At 63.4% G+C, this 16,581-nt stretch carries 16 protein-coding genes and 2 tRNA genes; 13 read left to right on the top strand and 5 right to left on the bottom strand.

Annotation, left to right across the window (positions count from 1 at the left end; all coding sequences use genetic code 11):
* Positions 1-205 precede the first annotated feature (205 nt).
* Positions 206-1,804 (top strand): L,D-transpeptidase family protein, encoded by a 1,599-nt coding sequence (locus BUB04_RS09550; RefSeq protein WP_084076363.1) that lies wholly within the window; start codon positions 206-208, stop codon positions 1,802-1,804.
* On the opposite strand, the gene BUB04_RS09545 is transcribed toward BUB04_RS09550, so the two are convergent.
* Positions 1,767-2,315: a YcbK family protein gene (locus tag BUB04_RS09545; RefSeq protein ID WP_073038770.1), complete on the bottom strand. Its 549-nt coding sequence runs from the start codon at positions 2,313-2,315 to the stop codon at positions 1,767-1,769. The two genes, BUB04_RS09550 and BUB04_RS09545, sit on opposite strands and share 38 nt — an antisense overlap.
* A gap of 112 nt (positions 2,316-2,427) precedes the next feature.
* The gene (locus BUB04_RS09540) at positions 2,428-3,039 is read right to left on the bottom strand and encodes a DUF3786 domain-containing protein (protein WP_073038769.1); all 612 of its coding nucleotides are present in this window, start codon (positions 3,037-3,039) and stop codon (positions 2,428-2,430) included.
* A gap of 1,104 nt (positions 3,040-4,143) precedes the next feature.
* Here BUB04_RS09540 and BUB04_RS09535 point away from each other — a divergent pair.
* The 3 genes from BUB04_RS09535 to BUB04_RS09525 are packed head-to-tail and all read left to right on the top strand — an operon-like array spanning position 4,144 to position 7,551.
* Positions 4,144-5,250 carry an acyl-CoA dehydrogenase family protein gene (locus BUB04_RS09535; RefSeq protein ID WP_073038768.1) on the top strand — a complete coding sequence of 369 codons (1,107 nt, stop codon included), beginning with the start codon at positions 4,144-4,146 and terminating at the stop codon, positions 5,248-5,250.
* Between the two features lie 14 nt (positions 5,251-5,264).
* Positions 5,265-6,188: an AAA family ATPase gene (locus BUB04_RS09530; RefSeq protein WP_073038767.1), complete on the top strand. Its 924-nt coding sequence runs from the start codon at positions 5,265-5,267 to the stop codon at positions 6,186-6,188.
* Positions 6,189-6,207: 19 nt separating this feature from the next.
* Entirely contained in the window at positions 6,208-7,551 is a 1,344-nt protein-coding gene (locus tag BUB04_RS09525) for a VWA domain-containing protein (RefSeq protein ID WP_073038766.1), read from the top strand.
* Positions 7,552-7,656: 105 nt separating this feature from the next.
* On the opposite strand, the gene BUB04_RS09520 is transcribed toward BUB04_RS09525, so the two are convergent.
* Positions 7,657-7,732, bottom strand: a tRNA-Ala gene (locus BUB04_RS09520).
* Between the two features lie 408 nt (positions 7,733-8,140).
* On the opposite strand from BUB04_RS09520, the gene BUB04_RS09515 reads away from it, so the two are divergent.
* The 5 genes from BUB04_RS09515 (at position 8,141) to BUB04_RS09495 (ending at position 11,958) form a co-directional block, all read left to right on the top strand.
* Positions 8,141-8,758, top strand: coding sequence for a hypothetical protein (locus BUB04_RS09515; RefSeq protein WP_073038765.1), 618 nt, complete (start codon positions 8,141-8,143; stop codon positions 8,756-8,758).
* A 41-nt stretch (positions 8,759-8,799) separates the two neighbouring features.
* Positions 8,800-9,540: a hypothetical protein gene (locus BUB04_RS09510; protein WP_073038764.1), complete on the top strand. Its 741-nt coding sequence runs from the start codon at positions 8,800-8,802 to the stop codon at positions 9,538-9,540.
* 24 nt (positions 9,541-9,564) lie between these two features.
* Complete coding sequence (locus tag BUB04_RS09505) at positions 9,565-10,242, top strand: hypothetical protein (RefSeq protein ID WP_073038763.1); 678 nt, start codon at positions 9,565-9,567, stop codon at positions 10,240-10,242.
* 77 nt (positions 10,243-10,319) lie between these two features.
* Positions 10,320-10,407 (top strand) — tRNA-Leu (locus BUB04_RS09500).
* Positions 10,408-10,470: 63 nt separating this feature from the next.
* Positions 10,471-11,958: an MDR family MFS transporter gene (locus BUB04_RS09495; protein ID WP_073038762.1), complete on the top strand. Its 1,488-nt coding sequence runs from the start codon at positions 10,471-10,473 to the stop codon at positions 11,956-11,958.
* 306 nt (positions 11,959-12,264) lie between these two features.
* On the opposite strand, the gene BUB04_RS09490 is transcribed toward BUB04_RS09495, so the two are convergent.
* Both BUB04_RS09490 and BUB04_RS09485 read right to left on the bottom strand, forming a co-directional pair.
* The gene (locus tag BUB04_RS09490) at positions 12,265-12,504 is read right to left on the bottom strand and encodes a hypothetical protein (protein ID WP_073038761.1); all 240 of its coding nucleotides are present in this window, start codon (positions 12,502-12,504) and stop codon (positions 12,265-12,267) included.
* A 460-nt stretch (positions 12,505-12,964) separates the two neighbouring features.
* A complete protein-coding gene (locus tag BUB04_RS09485) occupies positions 12,965-13,771 on the bottom strand; it encodes an inositol monophosphatase family protein (RefSeq protein WP_073038760.1) in 807 nt (268 codons plus the stop codon).
* Positions 13,772-13,952: 181 nt separating this feature from the next.
* Here BUB04_RS09485 and BUB04_RS09480 point away from each other — a divergent pair, with 181 nt between their 5' ends.
* From BUB04_RS09480 to ruvA, 4 genes are read left to right on the top strand one after another with little or no spacing between them, the layout of a single operon-like run.
* Positions 13,953-14,549, top strand: a complete 597-nt coding sequence (locus BUB04_RS09480) for an RlmE family RNA methyltransferase (protein WP_073038759.1) — start codon at positions 13,953-13,955, stop codon at positions 14,547-14,549.
* A gap of 14 nt (positions 14,550-14,563) precedes the next feature.
* Positions 14,564-15,313, top strand: coding sequence for a YebC/PmpR family DNA-binding transcriptional regulator (locus BUB04_RS09475; RefSeq protein WP_073038758.1), 750 nt, complete (start codon positions 14,564-14,566; stop codon positions 15,311-15,313).
* A gap of 51 nt (positions 15,314-15,364) precedes the next feature.
* Positions 15,365-15,865 (top strand): crossover junction endodeoxyribonuclease RuvC, encoded by a 501-nt coding sequence (gene ruvC, locus BUB04_RS09470; protein WP_073038854.1) that lies wholly within the window; start codon positions 15,365-15,367, stop codon positions 15,863-15,865.
* A complete protein-coding gene (ruvA, locus tag BUB04_RS09465) occupies positions 15,862-16,467 on the top strand; it encodes a Holliday junction branch migration protein RuvA (RefSeq protein WP_073038757.1) in 606 nt (201 codons plus the stop codon). Before ruvC ends, ruvA begins: the two co-directional genes overlap by 4 nt.
* Positions 16,468-16,581 lie beyond the last annotated feature (114 nt).

Raw genomic sequence — 16,581 nt, 5'->3', positions numbered from 1 at the left:
CCCGTGGCAAAAAAACCCGGACAGACCCCCATCCCAACGAGAACCTCTTGTCCCGTCCCCAAAGAGCAGCCCTTTCTCCGGCGGCCGGACAGGTACAGGAAGGATCCTGGCAGACTCCGCCCGCCGGCTTGCCGTCGTCCTTCTTCTGCTGTTCCTCGCCGCCCCGGCCGGAGCGCAAACGCTCCCGGAAACCGTCAGGGCCCTGTTGGGCGACGGCACGCCGCCCCGAACCCTCTTCGTGGCGTGCCAGAAAATCCACGCCGATCGGGATCTCATCGACTTCTACGCCGGACGGGACTACAGACCCGCCTGGATCACCGAAGACGGGTCGGGCCCCCTGGTGCCCGCCCTGGTACAGGTCCTGGCCGATGCCCGCGACCACGGTTTGAACCCGGAGGACTACCATTGGTCCTGCATCCGGGCGTTGCTGGAAACCGTGGAAGACGCCCGCCGGCGCGAGCGTGCCTTGAACCCCCGCCTACCTGCGAGCCTGGACGTGGTCCTCACCGACGCCTTCATGATTTTGTGCTCCCATTTGGCCACGGGCCGGGTGGACCCCGAGCAGCTCTATCCCCAGTGGCTTTCGGCCCGGCACAAGGCGGACATCGTCCAGGGCTTGAACGATCTGCTGGTGCACGGGGACGTGGCGCGGACCGTGCGGCATTTCGCGCCGCCCCATGAGGATTATTGGCGCCTCCTGGCGGCCGTCCCTTCGCAGCGCGCCCTGGTCGCCCGGGGCGGCTGGCCCTCCGTGCCGCCCGGCCCCACCCTGCACCCCGGGGACCGGGACGAGCGGGTAGCCGCCCTTCGCCGCAGGCTGGCGGCAAGCGGCGACCTGCCCCATCCGCCTTCTTCGGACCCGGCGTTTTTCGATGGGAAAGTGGAAGAAGCCGTTCGAAGGTTCCAGGGCCGTCACGGCCTGGAAGTGGACGGCGTGGTGGGGCCCCGCACCCTGGAGGCCCTCAACGTGAGCGCCGGGGAGCGCCTTCGGCAGATGCTGGCCAATCTGGAGCGCTGGCGCTGGTTGCCCCGCCGATGGGGGGACCGTTCCATTCTGGTGAACACGGCGGACTTTTCCCTCACCGCCTACGACCAGGGCCGGGTCGTCCTTTCCATGCGCGTCATCGTGGGGGAAAGCGCCACCAAAACGCCCGTTTTCAGCAAGGAAATGCGCTACCTGGAGATCAACCCCTACTGGAACGTGCCTCGGAGCATCGCCGTCAAGGAACTTCTGCCCAAGATCCGGAAGGATCCCGACTACCTCCGGCAAAATCACTTCGAACTGGTGGCGGGATGGAGCGAAGACAGCCCGGTATTGGACCCCGCGACCATCGACTGGTCCCGGGTCACCCCGTCCAATTTTCCGGGGAGACTCCGCCAGAAGCCGGGCCCGTGGAATGCCTTGGGACGCATCAAGTTCATGTTTCCCAACCGTTTCAACGTCTATCTTCACGACACGCCGAGTCGGCATCTTTTCCGGAAGCCCCACCGGGCGCTGAGCCACGGGTGCATCCGCGTGGAAAAGCCGCTGGAGCTGGCCCTTTTCGTGCTTCAGGACGACCCGTCCTGGACGAGGGAACGCATGGAAGAGCTGATCGCATCGGAGCAAAGGCACGTGGTGCCCCTTCCCCGTTCTTGCAAGGTGCACCTGGTGTATTTCACCGCCTGGGTGGATGAAGCCGGAACGCTTCACTTCCGGAAGGACATTTACGATCGGGATCGAGTACTGGAAAGGGCCCTGGGGCTGGAGGGCGCAACTGCCAATCTTACCAGTAGCGGACCGGGCCCACGTCCAGGTGGATGAAATCGGGGTAGGAGCCGATGCCGCCAGCGCGAAATCCCGCCGCGGTCTTTCGGAGGACGCCCAGCGGAACGCCGTCCATGCGAATGTCGGCGGCCATGCCTCTCAGGTGGTAGCTCTTCTTGGCCACCCCGTGCCCGCTTTTGCGCAGCAGGGCGTTGTAGGTAGGGGAGCGGTAGCCGGACACGAGCAGGAAGGGTTTGTCCCCAACGCCCAGCCGGTTGCGAACGGCGTCCAGGAGCATGTAGAGGCGCCGGTCGATGGTGCGGACCTGCCCCGTATAATGGCAGCGGAACAGGTGGTCCAGCCGGCGCAGGGCCGCCGGGTCCAGCCGCCCGGCAGAGCCCATGTAGCGCACCGAAAGGGATTCTTTGGTATGGAGATTATAGAAGCTGATCCGACCGCTGCACGCCCCCCGAAAGGGGGCGGCATCGGCGTCCTGGTCCATCAGGAGGGTCAGGGCCGCGGCGCATCCGCCCGTCAGGATCCTTTGGAAGAACTGGCGTCTCGTCATCGGTGGCCGTCGTCCGGTCTCCACGTTCTCAGCGTCTGATTTCGATCTTCATCTTAGCCGTTCCGCTTTCTCAAACGCCCCACTAACAAACTCATCCTTCCATGTCAATCACTTAGGCTGTCCGGAGCATTTCCAGGAGGCTGCGGCCCGTGTATTCGGCCACGTCCGCCAAGGCGTCCAGCGGCATGAAGGCGTGGGAGCCGCCGCCGAAGAGGCACGTCACCGCCGCCGGGAATTCCTCGTCGGGCAGATGAAAGATGTAGTAGATGGGGATCTTGGGAAGTGGGTAGAGGGTGAAGGAAAAATCGCCGGCGGGGGCGTCCGGGTTAGTGTGCCCGGAAAACGCCGCCAGCAAGGTCTCCTGCTTTTCATGGATTTTATCCACGTGGGGCACCAGGAGGTTTTCCGCGTTGGCCGCAAAGGCCGCCTGGTAGGGACCGCTGTTGGGGATTTCCTTGAAGGCCACAAGGGGCTCCAGGGGAGATTCTTCCTTGGGTGCGAAGGCGCAGTAGATGGCCGTGAGCACGCCCTTCACCCCCGTTTCGGGACGGCCGTCCAGGGTGATACGATCCGGATGCACGATGCAGTCCACCCCGAAAGCCCGAAAGCGCAACCCCCCATCGGATGGAAGCTCGGCGGGCAGTGCCCGAACCAGCTCCTCCACACCCCGCGCCCACGCCTTTTCCAGATATCCCCTGAGAATCCCTTCGTAGCCCGATTCCATGGCCCTTCCTTTCCTCACCGCCCATGAGCTTCGGTTGCCGTCTTCGCCTTTCCGATCGCCATGATCGTTAGCGGAAAGCCATGGGAAAAACAAGGCCCGCCTCATCGGCCGAAACGGCAGGGCGGTTCTCGAACCACCCGTACGGACATCGAGCGTGACCTGGCCCCTGGCTCCTCGGCGCCGACTCGTGGTAAAGGAATCAGGGCGGACCATGACAACCAAGTCCGCGACGCACACCGCGCGTCTGAGAACCGTAAGGGCCCTAGGAGCCTGTCCGAGAATGGTTTTCAGGCTCAAGAGGCCGGGAATTTCCAATCGCTTCGTAGCCGCGGGGCTTCAGCCCCGCGGAAAAGGTCATCGTAGCCCCTTGAAGTCGCAGGCCGTATGTGAGGCCTATTCGACAACCGGGGATTCTTCCGCAGCCCTAAAGGGCTGCGCTACGAGAAAAACAGTGATTTCTGGCGTTTTCAGACAGCCTCCTAGGAGCCTGTCCGACAATGGCAAATTTGCCTCGTTCAACGCCCGTTCGTCATCCCCGCGAAAGCGGGGATCCAGAATTTCCGGCAGCTTATGGACTCCCGCTTGTGCGGGAGTGACGGTTTGTGGAGTTCTCGGACAGCCTCCTAGATTGACGTTATTTCTCGTGGACAGGTCCTGAAAGGGCGGGCGTAAAGCCCGCCCCTGCAAAAAGGCACGGACCCCTTGGGTAGGGGTGGGTTTATCCCCGCCCGCTATTCACACGGTGCAAGAGACACTCGAAGGAAAAATCGCACGGTCTTATATGAAACGCGACCTCGTTCCGTTCGTGCGCTCGGCCTGTAGGGGCGAATAATCATTCGCCCCTACAGGGGTCTGCTTCCCAAAGGTGCGCTTCATCCTTCGTTGTCACGGGCCGCCCGTGATGGGGGTTAATGTGTAGGACAACCGAGAATGAACGCGAATAGACGCGAATCTTTTTGATTGTAGGAGCGGCCTTGGCCGCGATCCGGATCGCCGGCAAGCCGGATCCTACAGAAGATGTTTCCTGCTTCGCTCTTTCATCCATGCGGGGTGGCGAGCCTCGCCATGGCTGTTAGGATGGACACTCCGGGAGGAAACCTCGCCATGCCACACGTTATAGCGCCCGAAGAGCTCCTGAGCCCATTCCGGGAAATCCCCGGGGACGTCTTCTCTTCGGCCTTGTGGGATACCCTGGGTCGGTGGGGACTGCTGGGCTGGACTCTGCCCCGGGCCGCTGGAGGCCAGGGAAGGGACACGCCGTCCTTCCTCCATTACCTCGCCCGGTGCGTGGCCCTGGGGATGCCCGCTGGCATGGGGCTCGGTTGGTGCATCCACCTGGTGATTTCCCGGCACCTCCTCCTGCCTCTCGCTCCCCATCTGGGCGAGGCACTCCTTCCCCGCGCGGCTTCGGGAGAAGTCTCCGTGGCGCTGGCCGTGAGCGAGCCCGGCGTGGGGGCCCATCCGGCACGGCTCCAAAGCAGAGCCTGGGAGAAGGACGGGACCTGGACATTGGAAGGTACCAAGACACCGGTATCCAACGGCACCTTCGCCTCCCACTTTCTGGTGGTGGCCCAAACGGGCCGGGACGGTTCGAAAAAAGCCTTCACGGCCTTCCTTGTTCCACGGGATGCCCCCCGGCTCGAGGTGGAATCCGGTCCGAACTTTCCCTTCCTCAGAAGCTGCCCCCATGCCACGATGCACCTGCGGGGGACTCCTGTGCCCGCATCCTCCTTGGTGGGAACCCCCGGCCGGGCCTACGAGGAGGTGATCCGCCCTTTTCGGGATCTGGAGGACGTGGGCCTCAGTGCCGTGCTGGTGGGGTGCCTCCGGCGCTGCCTGAACCGGCTGGGGGCGGATGCCGATCCCGGCGACCGGGACGCGGACCGGATGACCCGGGCGGGCCGGATCCTTTGCTGCCTGGAATCCATGGAGGTGCTCATGGAAAGGGCGGGCTCCGCCGTGGACAAAGAAGAACCCGTCCGGAAGATCCGCCTCTTCCTGGGCGGCTTGCGCCACCTGGGCGCCGCGGCCCTGGCGGAACTGGAAAGCTGGGCCGGAGCCGGACCTTCAACCGCCGCGCATCCGGAAAGCTCCCTGGCCGACGCCCGGGCGATCCTCCGCCTCGCCTCCCATGTCAACGAACTGAAGAAGAAAAAGCTGGGAGAGGAGTGGTTCCGGCGGCTTGAAGAAGAGAACCCTTTCCAATCCTAATCCGAGGAGATCCCATGCCCGCGACCGGCGTTTTCAGCAGTCCCCGGCAGATCATGGAAGCCTATGCCCAAAAGGGGTACGTCCTGGACGAAGCGTCCGCTTCCATCGTCTACGTGGCCACCCGGCTGGAGAAACCGCTTCTCATCGAAGGCCCCGCGGGGGTGGGCAAGACGGAGCTGGCCAAAGCCACGGCCGCCGTGCTGGACCTCCCCCTCATCCGCCTCCAGTGCTACGAAGGACTGGACGAATCCAAGGCCCTCTACGAATGGAAGTACGGAAAACAGCTCCTCTACACGCAAATCCTTCGGGAAAAGCTGGACCAGATCCTCCAGGGTGCCGACACGCTGGACCAGGCCCTTCGGCGCATCCAGGACCAGGGGGATCTCTTCTTTTCCGAAGGGTTCCTGGAACCGCGCCCCATCCTCCAGGCGCTCCAGGCCCCGGACGGAGCGGTTCTCCTTGTGGACGAAGTGGACAAGGCCGACGAGGAATTCGAGGCCTTCCTGCTGGAGGTTCTCTCCGACTTCCAGGTGTCCATTCCCGAACTGGGGACCCTGAAGGCACGACGGCGCCCCTTCGTCTTCCTGACCAGCAACGCCACCCGGGAGATCGGCGAAGCGCTGCGCCGCCGCTGCCTCTACCTGCATCTGCCCTTCCCCGACCCCGAAAGGGAAATGGAGATCCTCAGGCTGCACGTTCCCGACGTCAGCGAAGCGCTGGGCCGTCAGGTGGTGGCCTTCGTCAAAAAGCTTCGCGGGGACGACCTGCGCAAGGTGCCGTCGGTGAGCGAAACCATCGACTGGGCCCGGGCCCTGGTGCTTCTGAACGCTTCCCATTTGGATCGGGAAATCGTCCGGCAGACCCTGTCCATCCTGCTCAAGCACCACGAGGATCTGGACCGGGCTCGGGAAGATCTGCGCTACGGCTCCCCCGTGTAGGCGAGGAGAAAGCCCCCACGTGTCCACCTTCCTCATTCCCTTCGTGCATCTGTGTCGGACCGCCGGGCTTTCGGTGTCCGTGGCCGAAGCCCTGGACGCCCACCGTACGGCGGTCGTTCTGGGCGTCGAAGACCGCGCGGGTCTGAAGGCGGCGCTGGGCGCATGCCTGGCCAAGTCGCCCCGGGAAGCCGAGCTTTTCGAAAAGCTCTTCGAGGCCTTCGTGGGGATGTACGAGGCCCTGCTGCCGCAGGCGGAAGAAGGGGACCAATGGAATCCTTTGACCATTCCCGAAGACATTACCCCCCTTTCCGCCGCCCTGTTGAAAGGCGATCGGGCCGCCGTCCTGGCCCTCGTGATGGACGCGTTCCAAGAGTTGGCCGTGGCTCCCCCGCCCGCCTTCACCCAACGGGGTGCGGTGGTGTTTCAGGCCCTTCAGCGAATGGGGGCGCAGGCCGTGGCCGGGGACGTGAATTCCCTCATGACCCTGGGGGCGGGAGGGGCCCGAGCGGCCCAAATGCTGGAAAGGCGCGCGGCAAGCCTCGTTCGGGAAGTCAAGACATTTGCCGAGACCTTCACCCGGCTCTACGCCCGGGCCCGGTGGAACCAGCCCGACCCGTCGGATCTCGCCGATCAGCCTCTCACCGCCCTGCCCGAAGCGGACATCCCCCGCTACCTGGCGGCGGTCCGGAGGATCGTCCGACGCCTGAGGACCCGGTTCGGAAGGCGGATGAAGAAGACCCGCCGGGGCCGGCTGGATCTGAAGGCCACTCTGAGGCGGAGCGCCGCCTTCGACGGAGTCCCCGTGGAACCCGTCTTCCGCCGCAAAAAGATTCGAAAGCCCCAACTGGTGGTGGTCTGCGACGTGAGCCGGTCCGTGCAGAATGTGGCCGCCTTTTTCCTTCTGGTGCTCCACAGCCTTCACGAATACGTGAAAAGGCTCCGAACCTTCGCGTTCTGCTCCAACCTGGTGGAAATCACCTCGCTTTTCGACGGGAGCGATCCCGAAGCGATCTTCCGAAGGCTGCTCCGGGGCGAGGGGATCCCGCTCCAGATCGGTCTCACCGACTACGGAGCCGCCTTCCGGGAATTGGATGCCCGCTACGCCGGAGTCGTGCAGCACTCCACCACGCTCGTCATCCTGGGCGACGCGCGAAACAACCGGGGCGATCCCGCCGTGGACGCCTTTCGGCGCCTTTCCCAAAGGGCCTCTCGAGTGATCTGGCTCAACCCGGAGCCCCGAACCCTGTGGGGAACGGGCGATTCGGAAATGGAGAGCTACGCGCCCTTCTGCAGCCTCTCACGGGTGTGCAACAGCCTGAAGCACCTGGAAGAGCTGGTGGAGGAACTGGTGGTGGATGGGTGATGAGTGATGAGTGATGAGTGAGGGATTACGGGGGATTAGGAGAAATATTAAGGATCCAAAAAGAACGGCCGGTGGGAAACCCACCGGCCGTTTTCTTGTCTCCGCTGGTGGAGCTGAGGGGAGTCGAACCCCTGACCTCTTGAATGCCATTCAAGCGCTCTCCCAACTGAGCTACAGCCCCAGCCGCAAGTGAGCGTTTCTATAGCAGGGCCCCCGACCGGTGTCAACACTTTTCCCATGGGCTGGGCTGTCGCCAGGGGCTTGGCTGAAAACGCCGGGGATGACCGCTTTTTTTGTAGCGCAGCCCTTTAGGGCTGCGGAGGAATCCCCGGACGTCGGTTGGCCATCAGGTATTACCTGCCACTTCTAGCAGTTATGATGGTTTCTTTTCCGCGGGGCTGAAGCCCCGCGGCTACGAAAGAAGAGCGGGCCCTTTTCGGTTGACGAAGCAAACCTGTTCTCGCACAGCTTTCCAAGGGGCGATCCCTTGGGCGGGCGGGCGCAAGGCGCGATTTGCTTTTCACGAAAAACTCTCGGTTTGACAGGGAGATGGCCCGGGGGTTAGGCTCGCTGAAAGAGGAGGCCTCCCATGCCCACTGAACTTTCCACCCTCCTGGCCACCGTGGGCACTTCCGTGGCACTGGTCAAAGACGCCCTGCCTCTCATCGAAACGATCCGGTCGGGGTGGCGAGCCAAAAACGACGCCGTCAAGCAGCAGCTCACGGCCAAGGTGGAACAGCTGGGCCGGGCGATCCACGACACGGGCGCCTTGGCCCACGTCATCGAAAACTACCTGCAGAACCTGGAAAACATCAAGGAGCTCCTCTTTCTTTGCAAGCGCATGGAGCACCTGGTGGACCAGAACATCAAGGCCCTTCGCAACCGGATGGATCCTCACTACGAAAGCACTTGGCGGACCCTGGACCTGCTCATGGAAAACCTGGACCGGGAGCGCTCCACATCCCGGAAGGCCTTTCTGGATCGGATCCCCTGGTACGATGACCAGGACCGGCATCAGATGGATCTGTTGCTGGGCCAGTTTTCTCAGGCCTTCGAGCGCGCCTCGGCGCACCGGGAGACACGGGCGGTGGACAACCTCCTTCACCGGATCCGGGCCCTCGCCTCCACCCTTCAGGATGCGGAGGCGCTGTTGAAGCACACCATTTACGAAAAGGGCCTGAAGACCCTGCAGAGCCTCCAGACTTAGGCCTTTTTCCACCTGCGAGGAAGGGGATCGGGAGAAAAGACATGACGCAGGACGTAAACGCACGCCAGGTGACTCACTCCCCGGCTTCCCTTGGACAAGGACCTTCGGAGCCCCTGGTCCCCATCCGCCTTTCCCTGCTCACCCGACTGCGGGAGTACCAGGGCGCGCTGGAAAAACACATCTTCGCCTACATGAACGTGTACCAGGTCCAACGGGTCTGCGACCGGGCCCGCACCCGCATCGAAAAGGGACTCCGGGAACTCCACCGACTGGGGGACGCCTACTATTGGGAATCACTTCGCGAGCTCCTGCAGGATGCGGAAAGGAACATCCCCTATCCGGCCCCCCGGGAGCTTCCCCAAAGCCTTCTTTCCCAAACCCTGGAGGCCCTGTTGGAGCATCATCAAAAGGCCGCCGAGGCCGCCAACGACGCTCTGAGCGCGCCCGCCGGAACGAGCATGGAGGATGCCCTTCGCCTTGTAAAACGCCATGTGGAGCAGATGCTCGTGGCTGCCGAATCCGCCCTGAAGCAGACCCGGTCGGGAGCCGAAGAGGCCCTGGCCGGCATCAAGATGTGCAGCGAGAGGATCCTGGAGCGGGCCGTGGACCAGACCCAGATCCCCCGACAGAGCACGACGGCGCGCATCGACGCCGTGGAAACCCGATTCCGCCCGTCCCTCTTGCTGCCCCGGCAACGGACGGATCGAAACCGCGCACGCCCCTTGCCGGATCCCCCGGCACGGCGAATCGACGCCCCTTCCGATTCCAATCCCAACCCATGACGCCACGACAGGAAAGGAGAGCCCATGTCCCAATGGCTCAAACTCTTGACCGACGATCTGACGGACGAGGAGACCCGGGACTTGCTGAGCCGGGCCAGCACGGACCTGCAAAAGTTCCTGGAAGCGCATCCGGAGGCGGAATTCCGCATTCTGGAGATCCTGGACCGTCGCCTTTCGGGAAGCCTGAACAATGAAAGCTGGGATGAGTTCAGCCAGCTCATGGGGACCTACCTGGGCCGGGACCTCACCCATTTCCTTTCCTGGCTGGCCCTGGGGGAACAGGACAAGCGTCTGGCCATGGTGGAGCAGGTGGCTTCCGAGGAAGTGCTCTCGTTTCTGCGGCTCCTTCTGGCCTACCACGGTCCGGAGCTGGAGGAAGCCTTCGTCTTGTGGAAGCAGCACCCCAACGACTGGCGCACCTTCGTTCGCCACGTCCACTACGATCAGATCGCCCAGCAGTATCACGTGAAAGTGGAAATCGAAAAGTACGGGGGCGAGAAGGTCGTCCTGGAAGGACCGCCCGACTCCCTTCTGGGATTGGCCCACGCCTTGCTCGTGACCGTGCGCATGGTGGGAAGTCCGGAGCATTTCAATCCCAAGGCCGCAAAGGTGTTCCTGGAGGAACTGGAGAGCAACCGGGCCTTCTTCGCCGACGAAACGGAGGAAAAGGACGAGGCGCCGGATCCCAAGGACGTCCATTGAGGTTGAATGTTCCCCGCGGACGTCCGGGACTTTTGCTTGACACGCCGGAAAAGCGCCTCCTATAATTCGGCCGCCTTGCCGGAGTGGTGAAACTGGTAGACGCGCTGGACTCAAAATCCAGTGGGCCTTGCGCCCGTGGGAGTTCGATTCTCCCCTCCGGCACCAGGAAAATTCGAGGGGTGGGCGGTCAACGCCGACCCCTTTCTTTTGTGCCGCCACAGGGGCTCCATGACCAACTCATCGCGCCTTCCCGCATCCCACTACTGGATCATCGCCTCCGCCCTGACGGCGCTCTTTCTCGGCGCGCTGGATGCGCTCATCGTGGGGGCCGCCATGCCCACCGTGGTGGCGGAGCTGGGAGGTCTGTCGCTTTACAGCTGGGTCTTTTCCGCCTATCTGCTCACCCGGGCCATGGCCTTGCCCATCTTCGGAAAACTCTGCGATCTTTTCAGCGCACGGTGGCTGTTCACCCTGGCCATCCTGATCTTTCTGGCCGGTTCCCTGGCCGCCGGCCTGGCCGGTTCCATGGTGCAGCTCATCGGAGCCCGAGCCGTCCAGGGCGTGGGGGCGGGCGCCAACTTCGCTCTCTGCTATTACGTCATCTCGGACATCTCGGCTCCGGAACGGCGCGGCAAGATGATGGGGCTGGTGAGCTTCGTCTGGGGAGTGTCCAGCCTGCTGGGGCCCGCCCTGGGGGGCGTTATGGTGGAAGTCCTGAACTGGCGATGGATCTTTTTCATCAATCTGCCGTTGGGCCTGGCGGCCTTGGTCGGGGTGCGGATGCACATGCAGGAAAAGACCGGGGCCGACGGCAGGCCGGACGTGGACTTTCTGGGGGCCTTTACGCTTTCGGTGTGCGTCTTGAGCCTTCTTGCGGTCTTCTTGCTGGCGGGGGAAACCCATCCTTGGTCCTCTCCCCCCATCCTGGCCCTGGCGGCCTGCGCCCTCCTTTCCGGATTCGCCTTCCTTCATGCGGAAAGGCGAGCCAGGGAACCCATCCTCCCCCTGTCCTCCTTCCGGTCCCCGGGCTTCACCCTGGGAAATGCGGCCGCCTTCAGCTGCAGCTTCGCCGTCTTTTCCCTTTCGGCCTTCTTTCCCCTTTTCATCCAGGGGGTTTTGTCCCAAAGCCCGTCGCGGTTGGGAATGGCCATGATCCCGCTCAGCCTGGGCTGGTCCGTGGGAGCCTGGGCCTACGGCCAGATGTCCCAGCGCATCGCCAAGAAGAAGGCCGCCGTGGCCGGATCCTGGTTTCTCACTGCAGCCTGCACGGCCTCCCTCTTTCTGGACGCCGCCACGCCGCTGGGCGTCTGTTCCGTCGTGCTCCTCCTGGCCGGGCTGGGCATGGGCTTCGTTTCCATCTCCACGCTTCTCATCGTCCAGGACAGCCTGGCTCCCAAGGATCTGGGCGTGGCCACCTCCTCCCATCAATTCGCCAGGACGCTCGGAGGGACCATCGGAATCGGAGCCACCGGGAGTCTTCTCACCCACGCCGTCTCGCGGTCCCTCCAGCAGGCGGAAGGTCTCGCCTCCCCGCGGAACCTGCAGAACCTCAGCGCCCTCCGCGAACTGCTCAAGCCGGAGATGCAGGAAACATTGGCCGAACCCCTGCGAACCCAACTCCAGGTGGTCATCGCAGGGGGGCTCCAGGAAGTCTTCTGGGCATGCCTGGCGGCGGCGGTGCTGGCCGCCGTCTTGAGCCAGGCCCTCAAGAGGTAGCTCCGGCGGACCCACCCGGGCCCGGCAGGTAAGATCGGGCCATGATTCCTGCAGACAAGGCGGGGAAGTGAAATCGGAAAAGGCCGGTGCGGGCGCCTGTTCGAGAGCGCCGGGAACCATCGCCTTTCTCGTAGCGCAGCCCTCTAGGGCTGCGGGGGATCCACCGAGCGTCGGATAGCCTGTCGTCTTCGGCCCGTAACTTCATTGGGTTGCGATGACCCTTTCCCGCGGGGCTGAAGCCCCGCGGCTACGATAGAACGGAGATTCCCTGGGCTCTTGCGTCGGAAACCCGTACCAGACAGCCTGCTAGTGGACTTCTCCGTCCTCCTTGCGTCCGGGAAAGTCCAGGTGATCCGAGGCACCGGAAGACTCCTCCGCCCCGTGGCGGGTCAGCACCTCGTGGAGCCGCCGGCCCATCCGGTCGGCCAATTCCTCGGTGGGGATGAACTGGTCGCACGGCCGGTAAAGGTCGTCGGGTTCACAAAGCGGGTACCACCCGCATTCCAGGCAGGTGATCACGGGCTTACCGCCCGAACGATCCGCCACGTCTCCGTCCCCTTTCCATGGAATTGCTCGACCTTCAAGCTCTCGGCCTTTCCATCGGCAGGAACCGGCCGTCGCTTGAAGGAAAAGGGAAAAAGGGCGGGGCTTATCCCCGCCCGCCGATCGCGCGGCGACAATGGGACACTAAGAAAACTCGATCAGCTCATATGAAACGTGACTTCGTTCCGTTCGTGCGCGCGACCTGTAGGGACGAATAATCCTTCGCCCCTACAGGGGCCTGCTTCCCAAACGCGCGTTTCTTCCTTCTTTGTCACGGGATCCCCGCGATGGGGGGGTTGATGGGAAGGACAACCGCGAATAGACGCGAGTCTTTTCAATTGCAGGAGCGGCCCTGGTCGCGATTCGGATCGTCGGCAAGCCGGATCCCACATAAAATGCTTCTTGGCTCGCTCCGTCATCCATGCGGGGTGGCGCAAAGCGAGCCATGATCGTTAGGCAGGCGTCAGACCGTGGCGGTGCGGGTCAGGTAGCCGCGGACCGCTTCGTGGGCCCCCTTGGGCGCGGCCAGCAAGGGCACCTCGATACGCCGGCTCTCGAAGTGCTCATTGAGGTGGAAGGGCCCCGCCTCCTCCACCTTCTCGATGGCGCCCCCCGCCGCCTTGAGGATCACCTGGGCAGCGGCCAGGTCCTGATAGGAGACGCTGTTCAGCAGAGCGCCTTCCGCTCGGCCCATGGCCACATAGCAGATGTGGGCCGCCGTGCAGCCCAGGTTGCGGATCTTGCCGGGGAAGTTGGAACGGTAATGGGTGTGGAACCGGGAATAGGTGAAAAGCAGGCTTTCGTTGTTGATATCGCCGGAATAGGCGATTTGGATGGGGTTTCCGTTGAGTGTGGCGCCGGTATCCGGTTCGGCGTAGAAGAGGTCGCCGGTGGCGGGCATGTAGAAAAGCCCCAGAACGGGCCAGAAGTTCTCCAGCAGGGCCAGAGACATGCCCCAAAGCGGGATGCCGGCCTGGAAGTTGGCCACTCCGTCCAGGGCGTCGTAAACCCACAAGTGCCCTTCCTGGCCGTGCACGTACTCTTTTCTCGGCGGGGCGTCGCCGAAGACCTCATGGCCGGGAAACTTTTCCTGGAGCCGATGGTGGAAGGACTCGATGAGACGAAGTTCCGCTTCGGTGACCAGATCCTCGTCGAACTTGATGTCGCCTCGCCCCTTGCCGTAGTAGCCCAACGCCTCCTCGCCCGCCCTTCGGATGGCCGACACGGCAAAATCCCTCAGTTCCTCGATACCGGCACCCTTCTGCGTCATGAGACACCTCCGTTGTGTGGGATGCTATGTGGGGAATCCGCCCATCTATTGGTCACCATAAAGCGACGGGCGGGCCGTGTCAAAACCCGCCGGCAGCTGTTCGTCCCCGATTGCAACGCCCCGGTCTTTGTGCTAAGAGATGAACTTCGGAAAAATAAGACAATTTCTAGGCGGTTATTAAATGCCACATCCATACCAGGACCATTACTTTCACCGGGCCAAGAAAGAACGCTATCTTGCTCGCGCCATCTACAAACTGGAACAGATCCAAAAGAAGCACCGGATCCTCAAACCCGGTCAGCGGGTTTTGGACCTGGGTGCGGCGCCCGGGTCGTGGATCCAGTTCACCGAGCGGGTGGTCGGCCCAAAAGGACTGGTGGTGGGCGTTGATCTTCAGCCCATTGCCCACCGGTTTCCTTCCCACGTGATCACCTACCAGCGGGACATCTTCGACGAGGAGACGGAGGCCCTGTTGCGCGGCCACGGCCCGTTCGACGTGGTCTTGAGCGACATGGCTCCCAAGACCTCCGGGATCAAGGCGGCCGACGCGGCCCGTTCCGAACTGCTCTACGAGAGGGCCCTGGATCTGGCCTGCCGGCTGCTTCGCCCCGGCGGGCATTTCTGCTCCAAGATCTTCCAGGGGAGCGACTTCCACGCCTTGGTGGCCGAGACCAAGAGACGGTTCCGGCGGGTGAAGGTGGTCAAGCCCGACGCATCCAGAAAGCAGAGCAAGGAAATCTACATTCTCGCCATGGACTACAAGGCGATGCCGACATAAGGGAGGACCGACAGATGTCAGGACATTCCAAGTGGAGCACCATTCGTCACAAGAAGGCCGCCCAGGACGCCAAGCGCGGCAAGATCTTCACCAAGCTCATCAAGGAAATCACCGTGGCGGCCCGCATGGGCGGCGGCGATCCCGAAGCCAATCCCCGCCTGCGGGCGGCCATCGCCGCGGCCAAGGCGGAAAACATGCCCAAAGAAAACATCGAACGGGCCATCAAGAAGGGCACGGGCGAACTGGAAGGAACGGCCTACGAAGAGGTCATCTACGAAGGCTACGGCCCGGGCGGGGTGGCCATCCTGGTGGAGGCCATGACCGACAACCGGAACCGGGCGGCCAGCGAGGTGCGCCACATCTTTTCCAAGAACGGGGGCAGCCTGGGGGAGGCCGGCTGCGTGGCCTGGATGTTCGACAAGCACGGCCTGATCGTCTTCAGCAAGGAGAAGGTGAGCGAAGAGGAAGTCATGGAGGTGGCCCTGGAGGCGGGCGCCGAAGACGTGCGGGATCAGGAGGACCAGTTCGAGGTGGTCACCACGGTGGCCGATTTCGAAAAGGTGAAGGCCGCCTTCGACCAGCGGGGCCTGGTCTATGAGATGGCGGAAGTGACCATGGTGCCCCAGACCACCGTGCGGGTGGAAGACGAAAAGACCGCCCAGCAGCTCCTGCGGCTCATGGACATGCTGGAAGACAACGACGACGTGCAGCACGCCTACGCCAACTTCGACATTCCGGACGAGATCCTGAATGCCGTGGCGTAAAGACGAACAGAGCCGCGAATGAACGCCCATGAACGCGGACGCCCCGCCATGATTCGAGTGTTGGGCATCGACCCGGGGTCCCGCCACACCGGTTACGGCGTGGTGGACGGCCACGGAAATCGGCTGGTGCACGTGGCCAGCGGCACCATCGCCGTTCCCGGGTCCCTTCCCTTCCCCGAGAGGCTCGGGCTCATCTTCGGAAAGATCGATGCACTCATCCGGGAGACGGCCCCGGACGAATGCGCCGTGGAGGACGTCTTCATGTCCCGAAACGCCAAGAGCGCCCTCATTCTGGGCCAGGCGCGCGGCGCGGCGGTGGTGGCGGGCGTCCATGCCGGGCTTCCCGTGTTCGAATACAGCGCCCTGCAGATCAAACAGGCGGTGGTGGGCTACGGCAAGGCGGACAAGGACCAGGTGATGCAGATGGTTCGCACCCTTTTGGGCGTCACCGGCCGGTTGAGCTCCCATGCCGCCGACGCGCTGGCGGTGGCCGTCTGCCACATCCACTCGCGCAGCTCGCGGCTCTGCCGGCAGGTGTGGGAACAGCGATGATCGCCCATCTGGAAGGCATCCTTCGCCACAAGGCGCCGGACCATGTGATCGTGGACGTGCACGGCGTGGGCTATTGCGTCCACGTGCCCTTGAGCACCTTCTACCATCTTCCGGAAACGGGAGCCGCGGCCTCCCTTTACGTCCACACCCACGTTCGGGAGGACGCCCTGCAGCTCTTCGGCTTCCATACCGCGGAAGAAAAGGAGATGTTCGGACTCCTCATCGCCATCTCCGGCGTCGGACCCAAGATGGCTCTCACCATCCTTTCCGGCATCCAGCCGGACGAACTGCGCCGCGTGGTGCAGTTCCAGGACCGGCAGCGGCTGCAAAAGATTCCGGGCATCGGCAAGAAGACGGCGGAACGCATCCTGCTGGAACTCAAAGACCGCCTGAAACTGCAGGTGCCCGAACGGGAGGCGCCTCTCATCGAATCTCCGCCGGGAGACGACGGTTTTGCCGACGCCTTTTCGGCCCTGGTGAACCTGGGGTATCGGCCCTCGGAGGCCACCAAGGCCCTGAAGAAGGCCCGAAGCGCTCTGGGCGAGGAGGCCGCCCCCTCGCTGGAAGCGCTGCTGCGCGAGGCCCTTCGCATGCTGGGGTGACGGTGACGGGCGGGGATAAACCCCGCCCCTACCCAAGGAACCAATGCGTTTCCGTAGGGGCGGGTTTTACGCCCGCCCTTCGGGACCCCGGCATGAGAGAGAATCGTCCTCTCT

This window comes from Desulfacinum infernum DSM 9756 (assembly GCF_900129305.1).
GTDB lineage: Bacteria > Desulfobacterota > Syntrophobacteria > Syntrophobacterales > DSM-9756 > Desulfacinum > Desulfacinum infernum.
This window is presented reverse-complemented; position numbering and strand designations above follow the sequence as displayed.